General features: G+C 68.4%; 12 protein-coding genes and 2 pseudogenes. 5 read left to right on the top strand and 9 right to left on the bottom strand.

From position 1 onward, the window contains the following. Positions 1-109 precede the first annotated feature (109 nt). On the top strand, positions 110-775 hold the full coding sequence (locus AB0C46_RS05225) for an MFS transporter (protein ID WP_362825819.1): 666 nt from the start codon (positions 110-112) through the stop codon (positions 773-775). Positions 776-1,061: 286 nt separating this feature from the next. On the opposite strand, the pseudogene AB0C46_RS05230 reads toward AB0C46_RS05225, so the two are convergent. Beyond that, positions 1,062-2,457, bottom strand: a pseudogene (locus AB0C46_RS05230) (NF041680 family putative transposase); the annotation flags it as partial. Between the two features lie 179 nt (positions 2,458-2,636). Here AB0C46_RS05230 and AB0C46_RS05235 point away from each other — a divergent pair. Next, positions 2,637-3,452 (top strand): annotated as a pseudogene (locus AB0C46_RS05235) (IS5 family transposase). Positions 3,453-3,518: 66 nt separating this feature from the next. Here AB0C46_RS05235 and car read toward each other — a convergent pair. The 3 genes from car to AB0C46_RS05250 form a co-directional block, all read right to left on the bottom strand. Next, a complete protein-coding gene (gene car / locus AB0C46_RS05240) occupies positions 3,519-7,055 on the bottom strand; it encodes a carboxylic acid reductase (RefSeq protein WP_362825821.1) in 3,537 nt (1,178 codons plus the stop codon). Positions 7,056-7,439: 384 nt separating this feature from the next. Then, entirely contained in the window at positions 7,440-8,042 is a 603-nt protein-coding gene (locus AB0C46_RS05245) for a hypothetical protein (RefSeq protein ID WP_362825822.1), read from the bottom strand. After that, positions 8,039-8,785 (bottom strand): FCD domain-containing protein, encoded by a 747-nt coding sequence (locus tag AB0C46_RS05250; RefSeq protein WP_362826419.1) that lies wholly within the window; start codon positions 8,783-8,785, stop codon positions 8,039-8,041. Before AB0C46_RS05250 ends, AB0C46_RS05245 begins: the two co-directional genes overlap by 4 nt. Positions 8,786-9,332: 547 nt before the next feature. Between AB0C46_RS05250 and AB0C46_RS05255 the strand changes: the two genes are divergently transcribed. Continuing rightward, the gene (locus AB0C46_RS05255; protein ID WP_362825824.1) at positions 9,333-10,292 is read left to right on the top strand and encodes an NAD(P)/FAD-dependent oxidoreductase; all 960 of its coding nucleotides are present in this window, start codon (positions 9,333-9,335) and stop codon (positions 10,290-10,292) included. Between the two features lie 247 nt (positions 10,293-10,539). Here AB0C46_RS05255 and AB0C46_RS05260 read toward each other — a convergent pair whose 3' ends face one another. From AB0C46_RS05260 to AB0C46_RS05275, 4 genes are all read right to left on the bottom strand, one after another. Then, positions 10,540-12,846 carry a pentapeptide repeat-containing protein gene (locus AB0C46_RS05260; RefSeq protein WP_362825825.1) on the bottom strand — a complete coding sequence of 769 codons (2,307 nt, stop codon included), beginning with the start codon at positions 12,844-12,846 and terminating at the stop codon, positions 10,540-10,542. A gap of 8 nt (positions 12,847-12,854) precedes the next feature. Further along, on the bottom strand, positions 12,855-14,525 hold the full coding sequence (locus tag AB0C46_RS05265) for a hypothetical protein (RefSeq protein ID WP_362825827.1): 1,671 nt from the start codon (positions 14,523-14,525) through the stop codon (positions 12,855-12,857). Positions 14,526-14,545: 20 nt separating this feature from the next. Next, positions 14,546-18,382 carry a hypothetical protein gene (locus AB0C46_RS05270; protein WP_362825829.1) on the bottom strand — a complete coding sequence of 1,279 codons (3,837 nt, stop codon included), beginning with the start codon at positions 18,380-18,382 and terminating at the stop codon, positions 14,546-14,548. Between the two features lie 545 nt (positions 18,383-18,927). Continuing rightward, positions 18,928-19,065, bottom strand: coding sequence for a hypothetical protein (locus AB0C46_RS05275; protein ID WP_362825830.1), 138 nt, complete (start codon positions 19,063-19,065; stop codon positions 18,928-18,930). A 1,258-nt stretch (positions 19,066-20,323) separates the two neighbouring features. Here AB0C46_RS05275 and AB0C46_RS05280 point away from each other — a divergent pair. Next, positions 20,324-20,806: a VTT domain-containing protein gene (locus tag AB0C46_RS05280; RefSeq protein WP_362825832.1), complete on the top strand. Its 483-nt coding sequence runs from the start codon at positions 20,324-20,326 to the stop codon at positions 20,804-20,806. Positions 20,807-20,913: 107 nt separating this feature from the next. Further along, positions 20,914-21,345 (top strand): hypothetical protein, encoded by a 432-nt coding sequence (locus AB0C46_RS05285; protein ID WP_362825834.1) that lies wholly within the window; start codon positions 20,914-20,916, stop codon positions 21,343-21,345. 120 nt (positions 21,346-21,465) lie between these two features. Here AB0C46_RS05285 and AB0C46_RS05290 read toward each other — a convergent pair whose 3' ends face one another. Next, complete coding sequence (locus AB0C46_RS05290) at positions 21,466-21,837, bottom strand: VOC family protein (protein WP_362825835.1); 372 nt, start codon at positions 21,835-21,837, stop codon at positions 21,466-21,468. Positions 21,838-21,888: the final 51 nt, after the last annotated feature.

Below are 21,888 nucleotides of genomic sequence, written 5' to 3' on the forward strand. Positions count from 1 at the left end.
GCAACCGCCATCTGGCACAACTGGACCACCGGAGCCCCAGCCAAACGATCCCTGACCGCCTACGACCACTGAGAACATCGGACTCATTCATCTAGGAGCTAGCCTCTTCATGGGCTGCTATCGTCGGCCACCCGCACTGCCTGCCTCGCAGGACGAGGAACCGTCGGACCCGCTCGCGGCGCAGCTCCGCGCCCGGCTACGCATGCTCCGTGACCCGTCCACGGTGAAGATCATGCTGTCGGGGACCAGCCTGATCTCGGTGCAGTGCGGCGTGGGCATCTTGACGGTGCTCCACCTCCACCAGGCGTCATCAGTCGGCACCGGGCAGGCGGCCCTGATTCTGGTGGCATCCCAGGGTGCGGGAGTTGCGGGCCGGATATGCCTGGCGGCCTGGAGCGACCGGAGCATTTCCGGGCGCTATGTCATCGTGCTGGTCTGCATGGTCGCTGTAATCGCCGGGCTGGCCGTGCTGATGACACCGGCCGGGCGAGCACCGGTCGTCGCTTCCGGCGTCTTCATCTGGCTCGGCTTCTTCGGATTCGGCTGGTACGGCGCATGGGTCGCCTACGTCACCGAAGCGGCCCCACCGGGCAAGACGGGCTTCGCCTTGGGTCTGGCCATGTCCGTCAACCAGATCGCCATCGTCACGGTGCCGCCCGTGCTCGGCCTGCTGGTCGACCTCACCAGCAGCTTCACCCCGGCCTGGGCACTGCTGTCCCTGCTGACCGTCGTCGCCTTGGCGGTCACGGCCGAGGCCGAACGCCGCACCCGCTGATGCGCCTCCACGGGCGCGAGCCTGGCCGTGCGACAGCCGGACAAGGCCGGTATCCGGGCAGGCTCGCGCGAGCTGGCGACCATCCCGGGCCCCAAGCGGCGGTGGGGACGAACATGGCGCCGCTTGTGCGGCCTTGCTGGGGCTTCTTCAACTCGCCTGCAGTATTACGTACCAAATGAGATGACCTATTAGCTGTCTGATCTGGTAGCTCCGTGACGGTCCGCCTCGGCTTGGTGCCTCTCTTGTGGTGAGCGGGCCGACTGTATGCCTCTCCGGTGGCGAGGGCGCGGCCCACGTCATGCCGGGTGGCCGGGCGGCGGTTCTTCGAACCCGGCGGCCGGCCAGGTCCGGGACGAGACGGTTTCGGTGCACTGGCCGGAGATCCGGTCTTCGCGCGCAGGTTCCTGAACCCCCTGCGGACCCGGGCGGGCGTGAGCTTGTTCGGCGGAGCCGGTTTCTCCCAGGGCCGCCGGAGATCGGTGGCCAGCGGACGGGCGAGCCGAAGCTGGGCATAGGCGGCGATCACCAGCCACGTCCAACGGTCGGCCGCCTCCGAGCTGGGAAGCCGGGGCTTGGTCCACCCGAGCGTCTGCTTGAACAGGCGGAAAGTGTGCTCCAGGTCGAAGCGGCGGAGGAAGGACTGCCAGCAGCGGTCGGCGTCGGCGTCGGCGTCGGTGGCGGCGGTGCCCGACCACCACAGCCAGACCGGCTTGTTCACCCCGCCGCTGGGCAGCCTGTCCACGGTCAAGCGGATGACGGTGCCTTCGATGATGGGCAGCGGTCCGTCGTAGTCGATCCAGGCCGCCCGCCGGGTCAGCCTCGGGTTCAGTCGGTCCCATGCCTGCGCAGTCGCCTTCCCATAGAGGCGGGTGTCGGTGACCGTCACGGCCTGCTCGGTGCCCCAGGTGGAGGGGTCGCCGAAGACGAACTCGCCTCCGTGCTTGGGTGGTCAGCCGCCCTTGGGGTCGTAGACCCGCGGCGGTGTCGGCCGGCGCATGACGCGGTCGGAGCGGAGTCGGCCGAGGATTTCGACGGGCAGGTCGTTCAACAGGTGGGCGATGCGGGGTGCGTCGTATCCGGCGTCCAGCACGACCAGGACTTCGGGGTCGCCCGGCTTCCACTGGCCAGCGGCGACGAGCCGCTCGACCAGCTCGCGGATCTGGACCCTGGTCACCGCGGCGACATCGGCGCCGGGCTCCAGGCGGACCGCGTCCAGCACCGCTGTCCACGACGTCCGGCCGGTCTCCAGCGCGGCCACGATCGAGTACGGCCAGCCCAGGACCATCTGGTGCTTGCCCTCACCTCGGCCGAAGGTGTGGCAAAAGGAACGGTCAGCGCAGGTGTTGGCGTCCGGCCGCAGCCATGGTGAGACGTCCGCGGCCAGCACGATCCGACCGTCCGCCGCCCTCGGCAAAGGCATCCCTGCCAGGGCCCGACGCAGCCGGGCGATATCGATCCGCCCTTGGGTGAGGCCACCGTAGAGAGCCCCGTGGCCGCGACGGTGTTCCGGCGCGAGCGCCAGGTCAACCACCGTCTGCACCGGCCCGTCCGTGCACAGCAAACGCATCGCATAACTCGAACAGCACGTCACTCCGCGCGGTCAGACACGCGTACAACTCCGTCCGGAAGCATGACACTTCCTTGAACGCATCTCGCAGGACGCCCTGATACCCCAAACTCACGACCACGGCCTTCGTACTGGTTCCTCTGCCTCTGTGACGGAGCACAGGATCAGACGAAGGCCGCCCTCACGTCCGCTGAACTGCGAAAACGCTGATCAAGTTCGAGTCGCGTTCGACACCGGACCTTAAATGCCAAGTTTAGGCCGTGTCCTATGTGGGGCTCGTGCGCTGGTCTGTTCATGGGGCGGGGTACGTGGAGTTGGATTGTTCCGGAGGGGCTGTGGGAGATCGCGGAGCCGCTGATCCCGCCGTCGAGTGTGCGGCCGCAGGGCGGTGGGACGCAGGACACGCCGGTGAGACGCTGTTCGCGGCCATCATCTACGTCCTGGTCAGCGGGTGCGCCTGGCGGGCTCTGCCGCCGTGCTTCGGATATCGAAGTCGACGGCTCACCGCAGATTCCTGATCTGGTCAAGGGCCGGCGTCTGGGGCCGACTGCACGAAGAGATCCTGCACCGTCTGGACGACGCCGGCTTGCTCGATCTCTCCCGTGCCGTCCTCGATTCCGCCCACGTACGCGCGAAAAAAGGGGCGGACTCACAGGCCCGAGCCCTGTGGACCGGAGCAAGCCGGGTTCCAAGATGCACGTCGTGTCGGACGCGAACGGACTGCCCCTACTCGTCGGCATCTCGGCAGCCAACACCCACGACAGCCTCGCACTGAAGCCCATGATCCAGGGCCACCGAACGAGACACGACCCTCACCGCGGCCGGAACTTCAAGCCTCGGCGTCTGCATGCCGACAAAGCCTACGACTTGCCACATCTGCGGAAATGGCTATGGGGCAAGCACATCGGCGTGCGCATCGCCCGCAAAGGCGTCGAGTCCAGCGAACGACTCGGCCGCCGCAGATGGGTCATCGAGCGGACCATGTCCTGGTTGACCGGCTACCACAGACTCAACCACCGCTACGAAGGCTATCCCCGCAACTACCTGGCCTTTCTCGGCCTCGCCGCCGCTATCTGCTGCTACAAGCGATACGTCCGCCTCACCACATAGGACACGGTCTTAAGGCCTTCCGCTCCGAAGCGGCGTCCTATGTGGTGATCGTCCGGGTGGGCTCTGTCACAGCAGGTGCTGCGACCGAAGGTCCGCCACGTACTTGGTGATCAGGTCCTGCGACAGATGGGGGATGTCGTTCTCCTTGTTGAGGGCGGCGACCCGCACTGCCGCGCGGAACTGGTCCGCCGGCAGGGAGGAGCCGGGCAGGGGCTCCTCCGGCCTTGCGAAGGCGTGCAGCAGGGGGAGCAGCGAATGCTGCCTCTGGCGGTCGGGCAGGCCGCGCATGGCAGTCTCGAAGCGGTCGAGCCACTCGTCGTAATCGTGGATGCGCGTCAGCGGGTGTCCGGTTGCCATCAGCCAGTCGACGAACGTGTCGAGTGAGATTCCGTCCTCGTGCGGGTTCACGACGTTGAAGGTCCGGTACCCCTCCCGTGCGTGGTCGCCCAGTGAGGCGATGGCCCGCGCTGTGAAGTCCACGGGGAGTGCGTCGTAGTGCCCGCTGCCGTCGCTGGTGCCCTGGGCGTAGAAGCTGCCTGGGGCGATTCCTGTCGCCAAGAGGCTCAGCAAGAGGCGTGTGAAGATGTCCGGGATGTTCAGCTGACCCCGGTAGCGTGGGTGCGCGAGGATCAGGTTCGAGCGGAACACGGCGACCGGCAGGCCGAACGTGTCGTGCGCCTCGCGCAGCAGCACCTCGCCCGCCCACTTGCTGGCCCCATAACCGTTCGCGTAACCGCTGTCGAGGTCGCGCGTTCCGCAGGCCGTGCGGATGTCCGCCGTCTCGTCGGCCGCGGCCTCGGACCCGAAGACGACGGCGACCGTCGACAGGTAGGTGAACTGCTTGATCCGGGAGGTGATCGCGAGCCTGATCAGTTCGGCCGTACCCAGCACGTTGGGGCCGAACAATTGGTCGTACGGCAGGACATGGTTGACGAGTGCCGCCGGGTGAACGATCAGGTCCACGGTGTCGGCCAGCCGCTGCCAGGTCTCCTTGTCGAGGCCGAGGTCGGTCTCCCCGACGTCGCCGGCGACCACCTCCAGGTGCTCGGCGGCCAGGTCGTGGTAGTGCTGGAGGAGTTCGGGGTCGCCGCTGTCGAAGGCCGCGTCGAGCCGTGCCCGGGCCAGCTCGCCGGTGCTGCCGCGGACGACGCACACCAGCGTGCCACCGCGCTCTGCGACGCGCTCCAGCCATTCGAGGCACAGGAAGCGGCCCAGGTAGCCGTTGGCGCCGGTCAGCAGGACCGTCCGTGCCTCGGGCAGTGGACCGGCCGGCCTGCCGGCCTTCGCCATGGTCTCCGTGTCGAGGAACGCGTCCAGCGTCAGGTCGCCCGCCACGAGCCGCGTCGCGCCCGAGCCGTGGACGCTGTCCGCGGTCGGGCGCTCGTGCCCCGACGCAAGGGCCTTCTCGATGTGATCAGCCACCTGCTGGAGTGTGTTGACGGGGTTGATGACGACGTTGACAGGGACGTCGACGGAGAAGATCTCCTTCAGCAGCTGGCAGAACGACAGCGCGGAGAGGCTGTCACCGCCGAGTTCGAGGAAGCGTGTGCCGGGCTTCATGTCGCCCTGTGGGTGTCCGAGAAGCGCTCGGGCGGCCCGGAACACGGTTTCCCGTACGGGCCGGGACGGGCCGGCCTGGCGCAGTGCCTGGAGTTCGTCGGTCTCGCGCTCGGCCAGCTCGGTGTACAGCGCTTCGAGGCGCTCGTCGTAGCGCTTCGTCAACGCGGGGCGCAGGAGCTTGCGGACTCCGGAGAGCAACCCGTTCTGCTGGCTGAACGGCTCGGTCTCGATGAGGAAGTCCCGTGGGGTCTCGTACGAGTTGAGGCCGGCCTCGGTGGCGAGGCGTTGCAGGGACTCGCGCAGGATCGTCCTGAGGCGCTGGGTGTCGTGGCCGACGAGGTCGAGCGCGTCTTGTGTGGGCACGATGACCGCGAGCAGGTAGGCACGAGCACTGTTGCCGTACACGAAGATTTGCCGGACGACCGGACTGCTGGTGAAGAGGGCTTCCAGACGGGACGTGGCCACGAACTCGCCCTGTGACAGCTTGAGGACGTGGGAACGGCGGTCGACGTACACCAACTCGTCGGGACCGATGCGGGCCATGATGTCGCCCGTGCGGTAGAAGCCATCCTCGTCGAAGACCTGGGCGGTGGCATCCGGTCGCTGGAAGTAGCCGGAAACGAGCCGGTCGGACTTGATCAGCAGTTCGCCCCTGGGGTGCGGCGAGTCGGTGCGGAAGTATCCCAGCTCGGGCACATCCGCCAGCTTGTGATCGGTCACCGGCGGGCGCAGCACCCGGCCGTCGAGCGAGACCACTCCGGCTTCCGTCGACCCGTAACCGTCGAGCATCCTGACGTGCAAGCAGCTCTCGACGAACGCCGTCACCTCTGCGCTCAGCGGAGCCGAGGCGCTGACGGCCCACAGGAGGCGGCCGCCCAGGGTCTTCTCCCGCAGCTCCTCCTTCACGCGGTCCGCCTGCTCGGCCGCATCGCCTCCCGGGCCCACCTCGTCTCGGCGGGTCAACTCACTCTGGTAGCGCTGGAAGAGCATGTCGCAGATACGGGGCACCATGATGAACTCGGTGGGGCGGACCAGGGAGAGGTCCTCGAAGAGGGTCGACAGGTCGCTCGACGCCACGAAGTAGGCGATGCCCCCCTTGGCGAGCGTGCCGAACAGCACACCCCGTCCGATCATGTGGCTCAGGGGCATGTAGTTGAGCACGATGGACGGCCGCATCTCCTGGTCAGGCACGAAGTCAACCCAGAACTGCCTGACAAGACGCTCGGTGTACATGGCACCCTTGGGCGTGCCCGTACTCCCCGAGGTGTAGATCAGCGCGCTGAGCGCGTCGGCTGTCGATCCCTCGGGGCTCCGGGTAGCCGGTGGCAGGGTCCTTCCTCGCTCGATGACGGACGCCAGCGTGTCCAGGGTGACGCCTCGGCCCTGCGCCGCGAGTTGGCCGCGCGCCCAGTCCAGCCTCTCCTGGTGAGCGGTGATCTCGGGATGGTGGCCGAAAACGACGATCCTGCCCAGCGACGGGGCGTCCGCCGCGACCTGGAGCGCGACGTCGAGGTGTGCCACGTCCACCGCGAGCAGACGCGGTCCGGTCTGCGCGACGATGGGGGCCAGGTGCCCCGCCGAGGCGCCGGCCTGGAGAGGAACGCACACCGCACCAGAGCGGACGCACGCCAGATCCACCACGGTGTACTCGGCGCTTGTGGGACCGAGAACCGCGACGAAGTCACCCGGGCCCACGGCGTGGTCGGGGTGGTACCGCCACTCGGAGGCCACCGCACCGACCCGTCCCCACAGTTCGCCGTAGGTGATCGTGTCGAACCGCTTCAGGAGGCGCAACGTGGTGCGGCCCGTATCCGGGTCGGTGACCGGCTCCGTGGCACGCTCGCCCAGGGCGGGTCGGCCCGCGTACCCCTCCATCACCGTGGCCACGAGGTCGGCGAGTGGTAGGCCCGGCCGCCGGATCGCCTCGGTGACGGCGTCCAGGGGCGCGGCGCCGCGGAACTGCGGATCTGTCGCGTACAGGTGAGCGCTGCGCTGAGCGGTACGCGCGCTGAACTCGTCAGTTTGGGGCTTCGAGTCGGACATGAGTGGTCTCCTCTGTGGCCTTAAAGGCCCGTCCGTCGGGAGGGATCTTCACTTTTCGGGCAAGGGAAGGCAGGGGGCGGCAGGGTGCCGTGGTGCTGGAACGGACCTGGGCCGGGCACGTGGCTCCGGCTCGGGCGAACGAGGTGGGGGAACGACGCGTCGAGGTCGTGCACTTGGTGGTTCGCTCTGCGCCGTATCCAGTACCTGCCATGGCAAAGCTGAGGGCAATCAGGGCAATGAGCGGAAGTGTCCAGCTGCTCGTGATGTCGTGCAGGATGCCGAGGAGGAGGGGTCCGGCCGCCGCTACGAGGTAGCCGATGGACTGCGCCATGCCTGCCGGCGCGGCAGCTTCGCCGGAGCTACCGGCACGTTCGCTCTGAAAGGTCAGCGCGAGGACGAGGCACTCGCCACCGCCCAGACCGAGCAGGGTGCACGCCAGAACGGACAGCGCGGGGCGGACATCAGCGCGGCGAAGCCACCGGCCACAACGACCGAGGTCCCGGCCGCAGTCCATCGTTGGTCGTGACGGCCCCGGGTGAGCAGGGGCAGGAGACTGCTGGCTGCCAGGGCGATCAGCCGGTAGAAGAAAGGCATCCATCCGGCCGTGGTGCTGGTCGTGCATCGGCGAATCAGAATGCTGGGTGGCCACGCGACGGCGGTGTGTAAGCCCAGGGAATGCAGGTCCCTGAATATGCTGACCTGCCATGCCAGTCGCGACAGAGAGGTCCGGGCCGCCAGAGGCGGCGTCGCGGCGAGCGTCAGCAGGGGGAGGGTGCTCAGCAGCCCGCCCCAGCTCGATGTCAGGCCGCTGCCGTGCTCGATCGCCGGCAGCAGCGTACCGACACCGCTGAGACCGGTTCGCAGGTTCGCCGCTACGAGGCAGATCGCGAAGGCGAGCCCGGTCGGCACGGCAGGCCGGGTGTTGTCGGCAGCCGACGACCCGGAGGTGGAGGGCTGACGGGATATCGAAGATAACTCCGAACTCACTGCCCCTCCGCCACTCGTGGTGCCTCGGCCTCGTGGTCACGGGTGAGCTGGACGATCGCAGCCGCCGCGCCACGGGCGCCGCTCTCGTCCCGGTCCTCGATCGCGTTGACGAGTCGCCTGTGCAGGCCGGCATGCTCCTCGGCGCCTGCGGCGTCCCAGGGCAGGCCGCCCAGGGCGGAGGTGAGAGCTGTACCGAGGTAGTCGTACACCTCGATCAGGAGGTCGTTTCCGCTCGCCCGGACGACGGCCCGGTGGAACAATGCGTCGACACTGCTGGCCGCGGACATGTCCTCACCGGCGCAGGCCGCGTCGGCGTCGGCCAACAGCTCTCTCAGCTGGTGTAGTTGGGCCTCGCTGCGACGCAGGGCGGCGGCCCCTGAGGCGTACTCCTCAAGGAGGGTGCGCAGTTCGAGAACGTTGTCCCGCTGTGCGGAACTCGCTCGCCGCACCATGACCGACTGGAGCTCACTCGACGCGCGGACGTAGGTGCCGTCCCCGATCCGGGCTTCCAGCAGGCCCAGGTGCACGAGCGCGCCGAGCGCCTCCCGTAGCGTGCTGCGTCCGACCCCGAGCTCCTCGATGAGGGCCTGCTCCGGCGGGATTCGCGTTCCCACCGGCCATCCACCTGCCTCAATGTGCGAGCGGAGACTGTCCACGAGCTGCGCGGACAGGCTTGCCGTCCTCCGCGGTGTGCTGATGCGCTTCATGAAGACAGCGTATACAAACATCAGACATTTGAACATCGCCTGGAAGGAGACCTGGGTGACCCCCATAGCGCCTCCATGCCCAACTGCCACTGCTCGGCCAGCACGGCGCACGCCGCCCCAGCTTCTCCCGTCCCGTGCATCCCTCGTGTCACGGAGGGAGAGCCAGACGTTGTGCAGGAAGACCAGCTCCGGAGCCCGGCGCAGGTCCCGGTTCGTCAGCTCCAGGGTCTGCCGCAGTCGGGCGGCAACGAGCGAGGCGGGCCGGGCGACGGCTCATGACCACAGCCGTACTTGCGCGGCACCGAGTTCGGCCAAGTACGTCGAATGGTGGCTCAGGGCGCAGACCGAACTCTGGTCGCACTTCAAGAACCTGACGCTCGCCCCACCGGGGGACGGCTGCCACGTGCTCGGCTGGACGAGCGCCTCATGTCGACCTTCCGGCCGCTCCAGACGCGCACGTGCACGCGAGGCTGCTGCTCGCCGCCGTCCCACTGGGTCGGGTTTGCGGACTCGGCAAGTTCTTTTGCCTCATTGGCCAGGGCGAGTGAACGTGCCTGATATGAAGACAAACCAGTCCGTGGAAGTGATCGTCATCGGCGGTGGTGCCGCCGGTCTGTCCGGGGCATTGACCCTGGCCCGAGCGCGCCGCTCCGTGATGGTGATCGACTCGGGGGAGCCGCGCAACGCGCCTGCTTCCGGTGTGCATGGATTCCTCGCACACGACGGCATGCCGCCTCGCGATCTCGTCGCTCGTGGGCAGGAGGAGGTGGCCCGCTACGGCGGCAGCGTGGTGCCCGGTCGTGTGGTCTCGGCCGAGCACGTCGACGGTCTGTTCGTGGTCACGACGGAGGCCGGCGAACGCTACAGTGCCCGGCGGCTGCTGGTGGCCACGGGGCTGATCGACGAGCTGCCTGAGGTGCCCGGTCTCGCCGAGAGGTGGGGACGCGATGTTCTGCACTGCCCCTACTGCCACGGGTGGGAGATCCGCGACCAGCCTCTGGGGGTGCTGGGGACGGGGCCAGTGTCGGTGCACCAAGCACTGCTCTTCCGGCAGTGGACCTCGCGCATCACCCTGTTCCCCGCCGACCGCGTCGAGGTCACCGATGATCAGCGCGAACAACTGACTGCGCGCGGCATCGACGTCGTGGAGGGCGCGGTGGCGGCTATCGAGGTGGACAAGGACCGGCTGACCGGGATTCGGCTGGCTTCCGGCCGGGTGGTCGAGGTCATGGCGGTGGTGTTGAGTCCACGGATGCGTGCTGGCAAGGTGCTGTTGAGCCTTGGCCTCGACCCGGTCGAGCACCCGATGGGAGTCGGCGAGCACATCGAGGCCGATGCGACCGGCCGCACTGCGGTGCCGGGCGTGTGGGTGGCCGGCAATGCCACCGACCTGGCCGCTCAGGTCGTCGGTGCGGCGGCGGCCGGCAACGTGAGTGCTGCCGCGATCAACGCCGATCTGGTGGCGGAGGACACCAGCATCGCCGTTGCCGCGCTGCGGCGCGCGGAAGAAGGCCGGGGGCGGGCGGAGAGCCAAGGGCTGTGAACGCCTGTCCGGTCGGCCCGGAACACGAAAGGAGAGGGGCACCTCGCATTCCAGCGGCCTTGCCCGACGCGCAAGTCTCCATCCTCCAGGACACCCTCCGGCTCCTGTACGCGGAGGCATGAACGCGTCGGACAAACCTCGCTCCCCGGATGCGGGCACGAATGATCAACCTGTGTCCCGCGGCGGCGCTCGGCGCTCTCACTATGTGCTGCCAGTCGGGAGGTGGGAGGAACGGGAGGGGCATCATTCAGACCGGTGGGGTGAGAAACTCCTCCCAGCTCAGGAGGCCGGCATCCACCTGCGAGCGAGGGTAGCCGCTGGGCCCGACGGAATCGGCGTCCAGTGCCGTCTCCAGGGCCACCGTCGCGGCGAAGGCCACTTCCGGCTGGTGGGGCCGGTCCCGCAGCCGGACCAGGACGCAGCCGTAGACGGGCAGGCCAGTAGTCCCCGTGAAGACACGCATCGTCGGGTAGGCGGCCGGGCGGGGTGGGAAGGGCACCGTGCCCGCGCGGATCTCCCAGTAGGTCTCCGCGCTGATGGGAGCCTTTGTGGCGAGGGTGTAGTTCTGCTGTCTGAAGCCCGCGATGAGTTCGGCGCCGGCCGTGGGGGCATTGAGGTACTGGGCATCGGCGACGGGTAGCTTGAAGAGGAAGCGCGCGGTGCTGTCATTGAAGACGCGCAGCTCGGTGGGGAGGATCGTGATGCGGTAGACGCGGGGCGCTGCACGATTCGGGTCATGGGAGTTGTCCAGGAGGCGGGCCTGGACATTCTGGACCTTTGCGTCGTCGCCCAGCGGCTGGCCTGCCGTGGTGAAAGCGTCGGCCAGCGTGTGGAGATCCCCGGAATCCAGGGGCGCCCGGGCGGCCGGGGGGAGTGCGAAGAGCGGGACGCCACGGCTCGTCGCGACGGCCGCGTCCACGAGCAGGGCCGCGCGCAGCGTCGTGTCGCTGAAGTCGGTCCCGTGCAGCAGGGCTCCGGCGAGGGAGAAGGGACGTTGGCCGTCTCCGGGGGTGGCGTGGCAGCCGGGCAGTTGGGACTGGATCAGGACGCAGTTGCTGAGGTCCGTACCGGAGAGGTACGACTGGGTCAGTCGGATGCCCTGGAGATAGCCGCCCGCGAGCACGGCGCCGTCGAAGTCGACGTGGTCGACGCCGGCGCCGGCCCCGAACCACTGGATGCCCTGCAGATCGGCACCCGCCAGGTTGGCGGCGGTCGCCTGGGTGCCCTCGCACACCGCGCCGCGCAGAACGGCGGGCCGTACCCGGTCGGTGAGGACGTCGATGCCCGGGCCGCCGTCGTGGACTTGCAGGGTGTAGCGCGCGATGCGCCAGCGGGTGCCCTTGAGCACAGAGACGACTTCGTCTTCTGGCGAGATGGTGGCTCCGTGCTTGGCGAAGGCGGCGACCACGTCGTCCGGGGCGTATTTTGCGGCATCGAGCTCTTGCGCCGTGACGGAGTCCAGGGTGAACAGGAACGCCTTGGCGCCGAGCTGGGCGTTGGAGAGGTCCGCACCTGACAGGTCGGCGTGGGCGAGGTTCGCTCCCGGGCCTGCGATGTTGCGCAGTGTCGCCTTGCTCAGATCGGCGCCGACCGCGATGGCCTCGCTCAGGTCGGCCTTGTCGAGGGCCGAGCCGACGAGCTTTGCGTCCGAGAGGAGCGTTCCTGAGAGGTGGGCGCCGGTCAGGTCGCAGGAGGACAGGGTCGCCGCGCGGAGGTCGGCACCGGAGAGGTTGGCGCCGGTGCAGTCGAGGAGGTGCCGGCCGCCCGGAGCGGTACCGGGGTGCGATCCGGCGGCGGTGCCGAGCGTTGCGCCTCGGGCGTGGCTCTGCGCGAGCACGACGCGGGCCGCGCTCCCCAGCCTGCCCCAGGAGACCGCTTCGAGCCTGGCGCCGGTCAGGTCGGCGTCGTCCAGCACGGTGCCGTCGCAATGGGTGCCGGTCAAGGTGGTGCCGGCGAGTGTGGCGTGGCTCAGGGTGGCGGACGAGAGGTTCGCTCCGGTCAGATCGCTGGAGGTGAGATCCGCCTTGCCGAGGTCGACGCCGGAGAGGTCGGCACCGGCCAGGATCAGCCGCCGCAGATCGGCCTCGGTGGCCGACTTGGTGCGTTGGATGTCCTCCAGACCGGGGGTGACGATCTGCGGCGTGAAGATGCCCGGGGCGTCGTCCGTCATGGTGAGGAGCGGGGCCAGCTTGTCCAGGCTGTAGGTGATCGCTTTGGCTCCGCCGGGCGCCCGGACCTTCCATGTCGTGCCCAGGGACGGCCCGGACAGTTCGAAGGCGGCCGCGTTGGTGGCGTTCTGGGTGAGCATCAGCCAACCGGTGATTGTGTCCAGCCGGATCCACAGCATGCTCGCGAGCTGGATCCGTGTCCCGCCGTCGTCGCCCTGATAGAGCGTCACCCGCTCGTCGGGTGTGACGTCCGTCGCCGCCATACCGGGCACCTGGATCTTCTTCCCGCCGCCGCCCTGGACCTCGAAGGTGGTCAGATAGGCGGTGGGAGACCCTCCGGTGGAGGCGAAGAGCAGCTTGCCGGCGAACCGTCCGGGTCCTGTCATGATCCCCCCTACGCGTTCTTGTACTTCACGTCGGCCAGGACGGACACGTAGTGCTCCTGGATACTCAGCACGGCCTGGTCGAACAGGAACGTGAAGTCCTGCACGATCGGCAGCGCGACGCCCCGGCTGCCGAGATCTTCGAGGACCTTGTCGTAGTGGGGCTCGCCGACGATGGGCCACACGGTGGTGCCGAACGTCGTCGGGTCGATGTGCGGGACGTCGGAGGACTTGAGCGTGGCTTGGAAGGTCACCTTGTGAAAGGTGTACTGCATCGTTTGGGCGTTGCCGGAGGCACCGAGCTTGAGGTCGCGGAGGATGTCGGTGCGGAGCAGGTCGAAGACGATCTTCGGCTGTTCGTTGTCGTCCTCGATGGTGAGGGTGAATTCGAGGTTCTGGGTGATGACCATGCCCATGACCGTGGTGGCCTTCTTGACGGCCGCGTAGTACTGGTCGGCAATTTTGAGGTCACTCAGGTCCGCCGTGAGGTCGTTCTCCGTGGTGTAGGCGTTGCCGTCCAGGTGCTTGACCAGCTTGTTGTACACGTCGGACGGTAGTTGCTGCTGAAGGATCTTCTCGGTTTCCGCGGTGAACTCGTAGACCTGGGCGAATGCGTAGGTCTGGGGAATGTCCTGGTGAGGCAGCGCCAGGGGGGTGACCTGAGCGGTCATGGTGCAGCCTTTGTACGGCTTGAGCGCCGGCACCAGGGTGAGGTAGGTGTCCACCTTCAGACTGTCCGGGTCCGGCATGTCCTTCGGCGTGAGCGTGAAGTCGAGCTTGCCCGCTTTCCAGTAGGCCCAGTGCAGGGCGCTCACCGTGTAGTCGGAGACGTAGACCTCCAGGTGGTGGTCGTCCGCGGGCGGCGTCGGAACCGGAAGGGCCGTGGGCTGCGGGCCCGGGTAGGGGGTGCCCTTGTAGGTCACTTCGCCGGTGACGCCGATGGTGAGGCCGTTGTCGCCGGGGAAGGTGAGTTTGGAGTCACCGACGGCGAAGTTGAATGTGATGTCGTCGGTGAGTTTGCCACTGGCGGGGATGGACGCGAGCATCGGGTTGATCGCAGCTTGAACCGGCTTCGCGAACTGGACGGTGCCGATGGCGGCCACGGCGTCCGTGTTCAGGTGCTCGCCTCCCCAGAAACCCTTCTTGTGCTCGATGATGCTGTTGCCCGGAGGGTTGGTCTTGGTGTCGGAGGGCGTCGCGGTCGAGCTCTGGTACGTGATGTCGTAGGTGTTGTGGCCGGAGTTGTAGGAGAAGGCCACGGTCACGGCGGTGTCGAGCTTGCCGATGCTGGGGCTGTAGCCGAAGGAATCGGGTCCCTTGGGCTCGGCGGGATCGCAGCCGAACCGGGTGCATGCCCTGCGGTTCCACGTCTCCGTCCAGGTGTACGGAACCGTGAAGTTCTCCGCGTCGTAGGTGAGCGTGAACGTTCCGTTCGTCTGCTGCTTCACGCCCTGGTACGCCGGCTCGAAGCCCTGGAGCTTGCCCTCGGTGAGCTTGACGTCAAGATTCTTGCAAGTGACCCAGGTGCTGCCGGTGTTCTCGATTTCGAAGTCCGAGATGTTCGGGACGTCGTGGTCGGGGAACGTCATCCCCTTGAGCTCGTTCGCCAGCACGTCCTTGACGTAGTGCTCGGTGAAGAAGCCGATGCCCGTCGGGCCGATGGCAACGGTGAGTGTTTGCATGTGAGGGCCTCCGTGTGTCGTCAGGCGGGAATGGCGTAGACCTGAAGGCCGTCGCCGCTGCGGTAGAGGTGGTAGAAGGTGCCGCCGTCCTGGACCTGCCATGCGCCGCCGGGGACGGTCACGGTGACGGCCGCGGCGTTGGTGAGCGTGATGCCGTGGGCGGCGAAGTCCGCCCTGACCGGGGAGATGTTCCGGTCGTCGTAGTTCGGCTGCGCGGTGAGCGGGAGCGTGAAGAGTGGTGGTGTGGGCGTCCAGTGGGCGAAGGTCGGGCCGTGGCGGGTCTCGGTCAGCGGCGCGTAGCCCAGGGCGTAGAGGTTGCGCCAGACGTCCACCGCGATCTTCGCGGCGACGATGTTCTGCGGGGTCTTGGAGACGGTGGTGTCGGGGGTGCGCACGATGAACCGTCCGTCGGGGCCGTAGATGTCCAGCAGATAGTCCGCTGCCTTGGATCCGGCACCCGAGTAGGACAGCACGTAGGTGTAGCCCTGTGACTCGACGGCCATGTCGAGATAGGTGACGGAGTTGTCGGCGTTCGCGCCGTCACCTCGCAGTGGGAAGGACGAGGTGCACGTGTAGACCTCCGACCGGGTCGCGTCGTCCGTGGCCGGGACGAGCTTCCAGGCGCCTTGGCGGTCGTCGTCCAGGACGAGCCACTGCGCGCCCGCCCGTTGGGCATGGATGACGGTGCTGGTCAGGCGGTGATGGACGGCGAGCCCCTGCTGACCGTTCAGCACCTGCCACGCCATGCCACGGGGGTCCGAGATGATCCACGAGCGGCCCGTCTCGACCACCGCGATCTGCGCGCTCTGCGCGGGGTCGTCCATGTGGTCCGGGGCGTAGGCCAATGCGATGCCGTTCGCAGCGAGCACGTCGATCAGCGGGTCGTTCGCCGGCTGGAACCGGGCCGAGTCCAGTTGTGCGGTGAAGCGGGCGTCGAGGGGGAACAACAGGGTGGCGTTCGCCTCCTGCAGTGCTCCGTGCAGCGCCTCGGGGATGGTGCCGGCGTCCAGGGCGGCGGCGAGCTGTGCGGTGGGGACCTGGCAGACGGCGGGGCCGGTGGTGAAGGACGGCACCGGGTTGCCCTTGGTGTCGAACGCCTGGATCCGGTTGTTGAGCGACTCCAGCACCAGGATGCGGCCGTCCGGGGCGACGGCAAGTGCCTTCGGGCCCTTGAGCAGCCCCTCGCGGATGCCCTGGCCGGAGACGAGCAGCGCTTCCGGGGCCTCGTCGTCGGTGAAGGGTTCCGCCGGCAGGGACAGCAGCATCAGCTTGTGGTGCTGCCAGGAGCAGGCGATCACGGCGTTGCTCGGATGGACAGCCAGCGCGTCGACATTCTCCAGCGGGAACCGGCCCCAGCTCGGAAGGGCCTTGTGGTCGAATCCGAAGTCCCGTGCCCCGTCGTCGAGCCGCACCTGACGCAGGTGCATGCCGCCATCGCGCGGGTCCAGGACGAAGTTCGTCTCGTCGATGGCATCGGCGTTGGGGGACGGCGCGTACGCGATGGCGGGGCGGGTGGTGAAGCCGACCGTGGTGGTCTTCCGCCGGGAGTCAGGGTCGGCCAGCACGGAGATGTTCTGCACCGCCCAGAGCTGGTCGTCGGAGACCGGAGCGTCGGCACGGTCCGGGTGGAGCTCCTGCCCCGAGGCGCGCCAGGCGTATCCGACCTGGAAGGCGCTGTTGTTGAGCGTCACGGCGGCGATGTCGCACAGACCGGATGTGACCTGGCAGTCGAGGTCGGCCTTGGTGGCTCTCGGGGGTGTGCCGTCGGCCCGCCAGACCGGCTTGCCGTCGGTCAGCGCGAGCTGTTCCTTGTAGACGTACTGGGTGTCGGGCGCGAGCGGCACCAGGTTCTCCGTGATCTGGTGATCGCCCAGGTCGAGCACCGCTTCCCCGGTGGGCTTCGAGGGTGTCCAGTCGCTCTGCCAGGACCCGGCCAGCCAGCCGTTGGCGCTGTAGACGCCCGCGACGATCCGCAGGTCGCCGCCGGCCGGCACGTCCGTGAACCGGAGCTTCAACGGATCGTTGCTGGTCACATGCGGCAGCTCGCCGGTGAGCTGCCGGCTGGCGCCGCCCCGGTACTGCAGCGTCACCAGGTACCGCGCTGCCACCGCCGGCCACACAGCAGTCTCGGGGTGTCCGGCCTCGCCGTGCCGCGGGTCGGGGTGCAGGGCGAGGGCGACGTCCAGCGACCGGCTGGCCTTGACGGTGACGCAGGCGGGGGAGGACAGCACCTCGCCTGTCGTGATCGCGATCTGCTCGAAGTCCATGCCGGCGGCCACCAGCTTCAGCGCCCAGCCCACCGGACCGAAGGCGTTCGACAGCGCTCCCTCGCCGACCTGCTCGACCAACCACTCGCCCAGCTTCTCCAGGCCCTTCTGCACCACGATGCCGAGGACGAAGTTGGCCGCCGAGGTGAGGAACTTGGAGGACCGGGTGAGCGCGGTGCCCACCGCGATCGTTCCCCCGGCGAGCGGAATGCCGACGCCCAGGACCGCAGCGACCAGGTCGCGATCGTTGATGATCCGGTTGAAGAGCTTGGTGCTGGTGAGCGCCTTTCCGGCGGCCAGGCAGACCAGGGGCACGCCGTACTCCCACAGTGCCGTGAGCAGCGCTCCCTCGGTGCTGACGGCCGCGTTCCAGTCCGAGGTGCCCAGGCTGCCGAAGTACAGCTTCAGCGAGGCGGCCTTCCCCAGCGCGAACGACACCTGCTTCGGCTCCGCGGGAACGGGGATGCCGAGGATCGTGTCCACCGCCGACACCGAGCCCCACTTGGTGACGGGGCCGAGCGACGTCCCCGACTCGTCGAAGAGTTCGTAGCCCAGGTAGAGGGTGCGGAGGTAGGAGTTGGAGGCGTCGATGCTGAAGGTGCCATCGTCGTCCACGCTCGGGGCTCCCACGTTCACGCCGTGATGGGAGGTGGGCTCATCCACGGTCCAGCGGTAGGAGGGAGTCCGGGGGGCGGACGCGCCGAGCGTCGCCTGCCCGTCGGTGACCAGCACGGACGTGCCGGGGCGGCTGCGCCAGGTCTTGCCCCGCAGCCACTCGTCATCGCAGGACGTGCGCCGCGCTCCCGCGATCACGGGACGGCTCTTGTCGAGGACGCGGTCGTGCAAGTCGAAGGTGTACAGCTGGTCGCCGGCCTGGATGCCGTCGACCGAGTACCCGGCGGTCAGCGGGGTGCCATCGGCGCTCTGGCAGGGAACCCGGCGTGACCAGTCCTGGCCCAGACTGCTGATGGTGCCCGCGAGTTCGGCCACGGCGTTGTACTGGTCGGGGTCCATCTCCTCGTCCGGGGCGATGTGGTCATCCCGGAGGACCTGCGCCGTGTGCGGCTCGGTGGTCGCCAATTCGGGATGATGCGCGATGAGCCCGACAGCTGTGTCATGGTTCGATATCAACGTCTCGGCATGGAGGCGCAGTTCGAGCGCCGCATCTCCTGTGCATGGGCCGACGCCGAGCCTGGCCAGCTTGCCGCTGCGCGTGATCTCCCGGCCTTCGCGGTCCCTGCGGGCGAGCAGGGTGGCACGCAGCCGCTGCGGCGCGAGGTACAGCGCCATCATGGCCACCTCGGGCAGATGCACGCCCTCCGGCGCGGGCCGCACAACGCGGATCCACCGCACCGCACCGGTGTCGAGGTCCGCGTCGTCGACCTCGGCGAAGTGCGTGAACTCCGCGGCCGACGCCCCCGGTAACTCCCGCGCGGCCGTGTGCAGTGCCGCGAGCACGGAGTGCTCCCGCCTTGCCGCGGCCAGGGTCTCGACGGTGTGCGGACGTAACGCGTAAGCGGATCCGTGCACGTCCACCTGCAGGCCGTCGGTGGCGCTGGCATGGCGAAGATCGAAGTGGAGAACAGTCAACGGGGCTCCTGGCCTTGTGAAGGTGCGCGGGCGTGGCGGTGGGAGAGAGGATGACGGCGCGGCCGTCCGTGTCCGGACCTGCGGCGACACAGAGCCCGAAGGTTACGAAGGCTGGGGCCAAGGCGCAGCTTCTTGATCCGGCCACGGGGCGGTAACCCGCCACAGCGGCCGGCACGGTGAGCCCACCGTCGGCCATGCGCGTCGTCCGAACGAAATGCCGTCCGTTCGTCTCGCACCTGCTTTCGGCACCGATGGGCGGTGGGGAACAGGCGGACGGATGGTGAAGCTGTCCGGGTCGGAAGAAGTCGACCGGACCGGCCGAATCGCCATCGACCGCGATATCGCGATGGTGCGGGCGGTCGCGTGATGGCGCGTTTCGGCGGCGGGGAGTTCCTGCCGTGAGTGGAGCTGCTGTAGAAGGTGAGGTAAGCAGCCCGGTCCGTTGCGATCATGCGGCAGGTGTTGGGCAGATGGATGCGGCGTAGCTCGAAGTTGCTTTGTGTGCGGAACACATGGGCTACTACGAGGCCAAGAAGGACTGACGCTCAGCGCCCGGCGGGGGACTGGTCGCCAGCAAGCGCGTCATGGGCGGCTTCGGGGATGACGCAGTTGCAGGTGAAGCAGACCGGTGCCGGCGCCTCCTTGCTCGCTACGCGCAGGCTGTCGACTCGTGGTTCTGACACCTCGGGCACTCTCGCCGGAGCCCTTGCTCCCGGCGTTTCAGGATGAACCGCATGACCTCCGCGCGGCGGAAGACCTTCTCGTAGAAGAAGCAGCGATGGTTCGGTTGTAAGGCGGCGAGGACCAGCGCGTTCTGGCCGCACGACGGGCAGTCGATGGTGCGGGGCTCGTGGCCCTTGAGGTCACCGCGTAGGTGTCGCATGCGTTGTTTCACGAACGCATCGATGGAACGCACACCCTTGACTACCAGGTTCAGCTCATAGGACAGCCTCTCGTCTGGCGGCAGCCATGTTCGCGTACATCTTCCCGGCCGGGTGTGCCGGATCCGAGAATGGCAGGTCCGCGCACTGGCAGCTTCAGTCGCTGCTGTGTTCCTTAGCACCGCTTGATCTGCACTGGCACAGGCCAGACAGTCGCACTGTTCCCCATGCCATCGCTACGGCGGCCGATGACGACGACGTCAGACAACAAGCGCGGCGGGCGGTAGCGAGTGACTCACTGTGAGCTGCTGACGAACTGCGGATCGGTTGAAGGTTGTTGGCGTTCAGACGCTGTGCCTGTGCCGCTTGTAGGTACGCACGCAAGGTCAGTCACTGCGCTGCCCGCTGACCCAGGCGCGCCAGTAACATCGGGGTTGCATTGACGGAGTTTCGCGGATACGAACGTGGATAACGACAACCGTCCGTCAGGTGCGCTCGTCGTTCCTCGGGTAGGTCAGAGGTGGCTACGACGGCAGGGACCATCTCCGGCCGCACCCTGCGACGCACCAGGGCGATGACGATGCGGCGGCGGGAGCTCATGCGCACGGCGCCTAGCGTCTGAGGTCCTCGCCGGTCCAGGCCACGGCATGGCCTCTGCGCCGCCCAGATCTGATCATTGCAGGGCCCTGCCGCGCGATGCCACCCGGCGACGCCGATCAGCGGGGCCGTCCGCAGCTTCGACGGCCGAGAAGCCACGTCTTCCCTCTCCGGCGCCCAGCGCCGTCCACCTGGGGCACGCGTGTTCGCTTACCCTGGCTGTGTCGGGTGACCCTGGCGAGGGGCCGTAGCTGGAAGCCCCAGATGCAGCAGTGCTCTGCGTCGGGCCAGGGAACCGGCGCCGCCCGGCACGAATGCAGGGACGGAACCGGCAGAAGCAGATGCGGGTGAGGTATGGACAACAGGCTCGTGCCCGTCGTGTGCCCGCTTCGGCGAGAACCGCGAAAGCGGGTGGCAGGGCAAACCGGCCATGGCGAGGGGCTGGCGCCGAAGGCGAGGCATCGTGGATAAGGTCGCGCTCACGGCCGCAGGTCTCTACGTGATCGTTCTGCTGCGAGCCGGAGGGACATTCGCCGTCGGGTGGCTCGCCGGTGCCGGTGTCAGGCGCAGCAGGTTCGCTGAGCGGATCTCCCCGGCCAAGTTCGAGCGCGCCGAACGGGCGATCCAGCGGTGGGGCGCGCCGGTGGTGGCACTCTCCTTCCTGACCGTCGGTTTCCAGACTGCTGCCAACTTCCTCGCGGGGAGTATGCGCATGCCCCTGCTGCGTTACCTCCCCGCACTGTTCGTGGGGGGAGCGGGCTGGGCGTTGGTCTACGCGACCGCAGGGATCGGCGCACTGGAAATGCTGGCAAGGCTGTTCGCCGAGCAGACGGCGCTCGGTGTGGCCGCGGTCGCCGCCCTCCTCCTCGCGGTGTGCGGCGTGGTTGTGTACCGGCGCAGACAGGCTGCGTTAGTCATGCGCGACACCGCGGCCGACGAGTCCTGAAGGGCCGTGCCGCGCCCTGCAGCGCTGTGACGTGTCAGTCGGAACCGGGGTGCCGCACCCCCACCGCGAAGGCGGGCGAACGGGCTCGGCACCCCTCTGCCGGGGCCGTGGTGCGGCTGGTGGCGGTACGGGCGGTGGCCGGGATCGGCGCCGAGCCGGCGGTGCACGACCGTGTGCGGCAGGTGACGTTCCAGGACGACACGGGGGAGTGGAACACCGATCCCCGCTACCCGGACGGGCTCTACCTCAACATCCACCACCGCTCGCGAGCTGGGCGGGACTGGACCCTGGACATCTGGTTCGTCGACGAGCCCGACCGGCAGCCCGACCTCGCCCACGCCCGTACGCTGCCGCCCCGGCTGACGGACGCGCACCGCGCGGCGATCCTGCGGATCAAGCAGGTACTGGCCTCGCGGACCGGCGCCCGGGTGCCCCGTTACGAGGTCTGCCGCGCGGTGCTGGACGGCGAGGTCACCACCGCCGAGGCCTTCGATGAGTGGTACGCCGGGACACAGGGCGGGCGGCCCGGCCAGGAGTGACCCACGGCGGGCAGGGCGCGGCGCCGCCGAAGGGGCGGTGGCGTGGCGCCGCCCCTTCGGCACGGATGCCGGAGGCGAGCGAGAAGGGCCCGGCCGGGGTGAGGGTGACGGCGGGCACGGTCAGCCTCCGTGCGCGGTGAGGGTGTAGCCCTCGGGGCCCTCGAAGGAGAACATCGGCCCGAAGGGGCTGTCCGCGATCGGAGTGAGGATCTTGATCCCGGCAGCGGTGAGCTGGTCGTGGAGCTGATGGGCGTCGGAGGTGTGGAACCAGAGCACCGCGCCGAGTCCGGGCCGTGCGGTGTCGGCGAGGTCGACGCCCGGCAGGAGTTCGCGGACGGCGAAGGGGGTCGGCTTGGTGTCGAAGACGACCGCGTGGGGTGGCGAGAACGCGGCCCGGCGCAGACCGAGGTGCTGCTCGCAGAAGTCCGCTGCCGCGTTCAGGTCGCGCACTTGGAGGGCGACGAAGTCGGGGCCGTCGATGGTGGCAGTCATGGGTCTCCTCGAACTCAATGTCAGGACTTTGACATAGGTGAGGCTAAGGCG

This window comes from Streptomyces sp. NPDC048637 (assembly GCF_040650675.1).
Classification (GTDB): Bacteria; Actinomycetota; Actinomycetes; order Streptomycetales; family Streptomycetaceae; genus Streptomyces.

Coding starts and splice junctions, on each gene's coding strand:
- AB0C46_RS05265 (WP_362825827.1), bottom strand. CDS start 14,525: ATGCAAACACTCACCGTTGCCATCGGCCCGACGGGCATCGGCTTCTTC.
- AB0C46_RS05250 (WP_362826419.1), bottom strand. CDS start 8,785: ATGTTCAAATGTCTGATGTTTGTATACGCTGTCTTCATGAAGCGCATC.
- car (WP_362825821.1), bottom strand. CDS start 7,055: ATGTCCGACTCGAAGCCCCAAACTGACGAGTTCAGCGCGCGTACCGCT.
- AB0C46_RS05260 (WP_362825825.1), bottom strand. CDS start 12,846: ATGACAGGACCCGGACGGTTCGCCGGCAAGCTGCTCTTCGCCTCCACC.
- AB0C46_RS05225 (WP_362825819.1), top strand. CDS start 110: ATGGGCTGCTATCGTCGGCCACCCGCACTGCCTGCCTCGCAGGACGAG.
- AB0C46_RS05290 (WP_362825835.1), bottom strand. CDS start 21,837: ATGACTGCCACCATCGACGGCCCCGACTTCGTCGCCCTCCAAGTGCGC.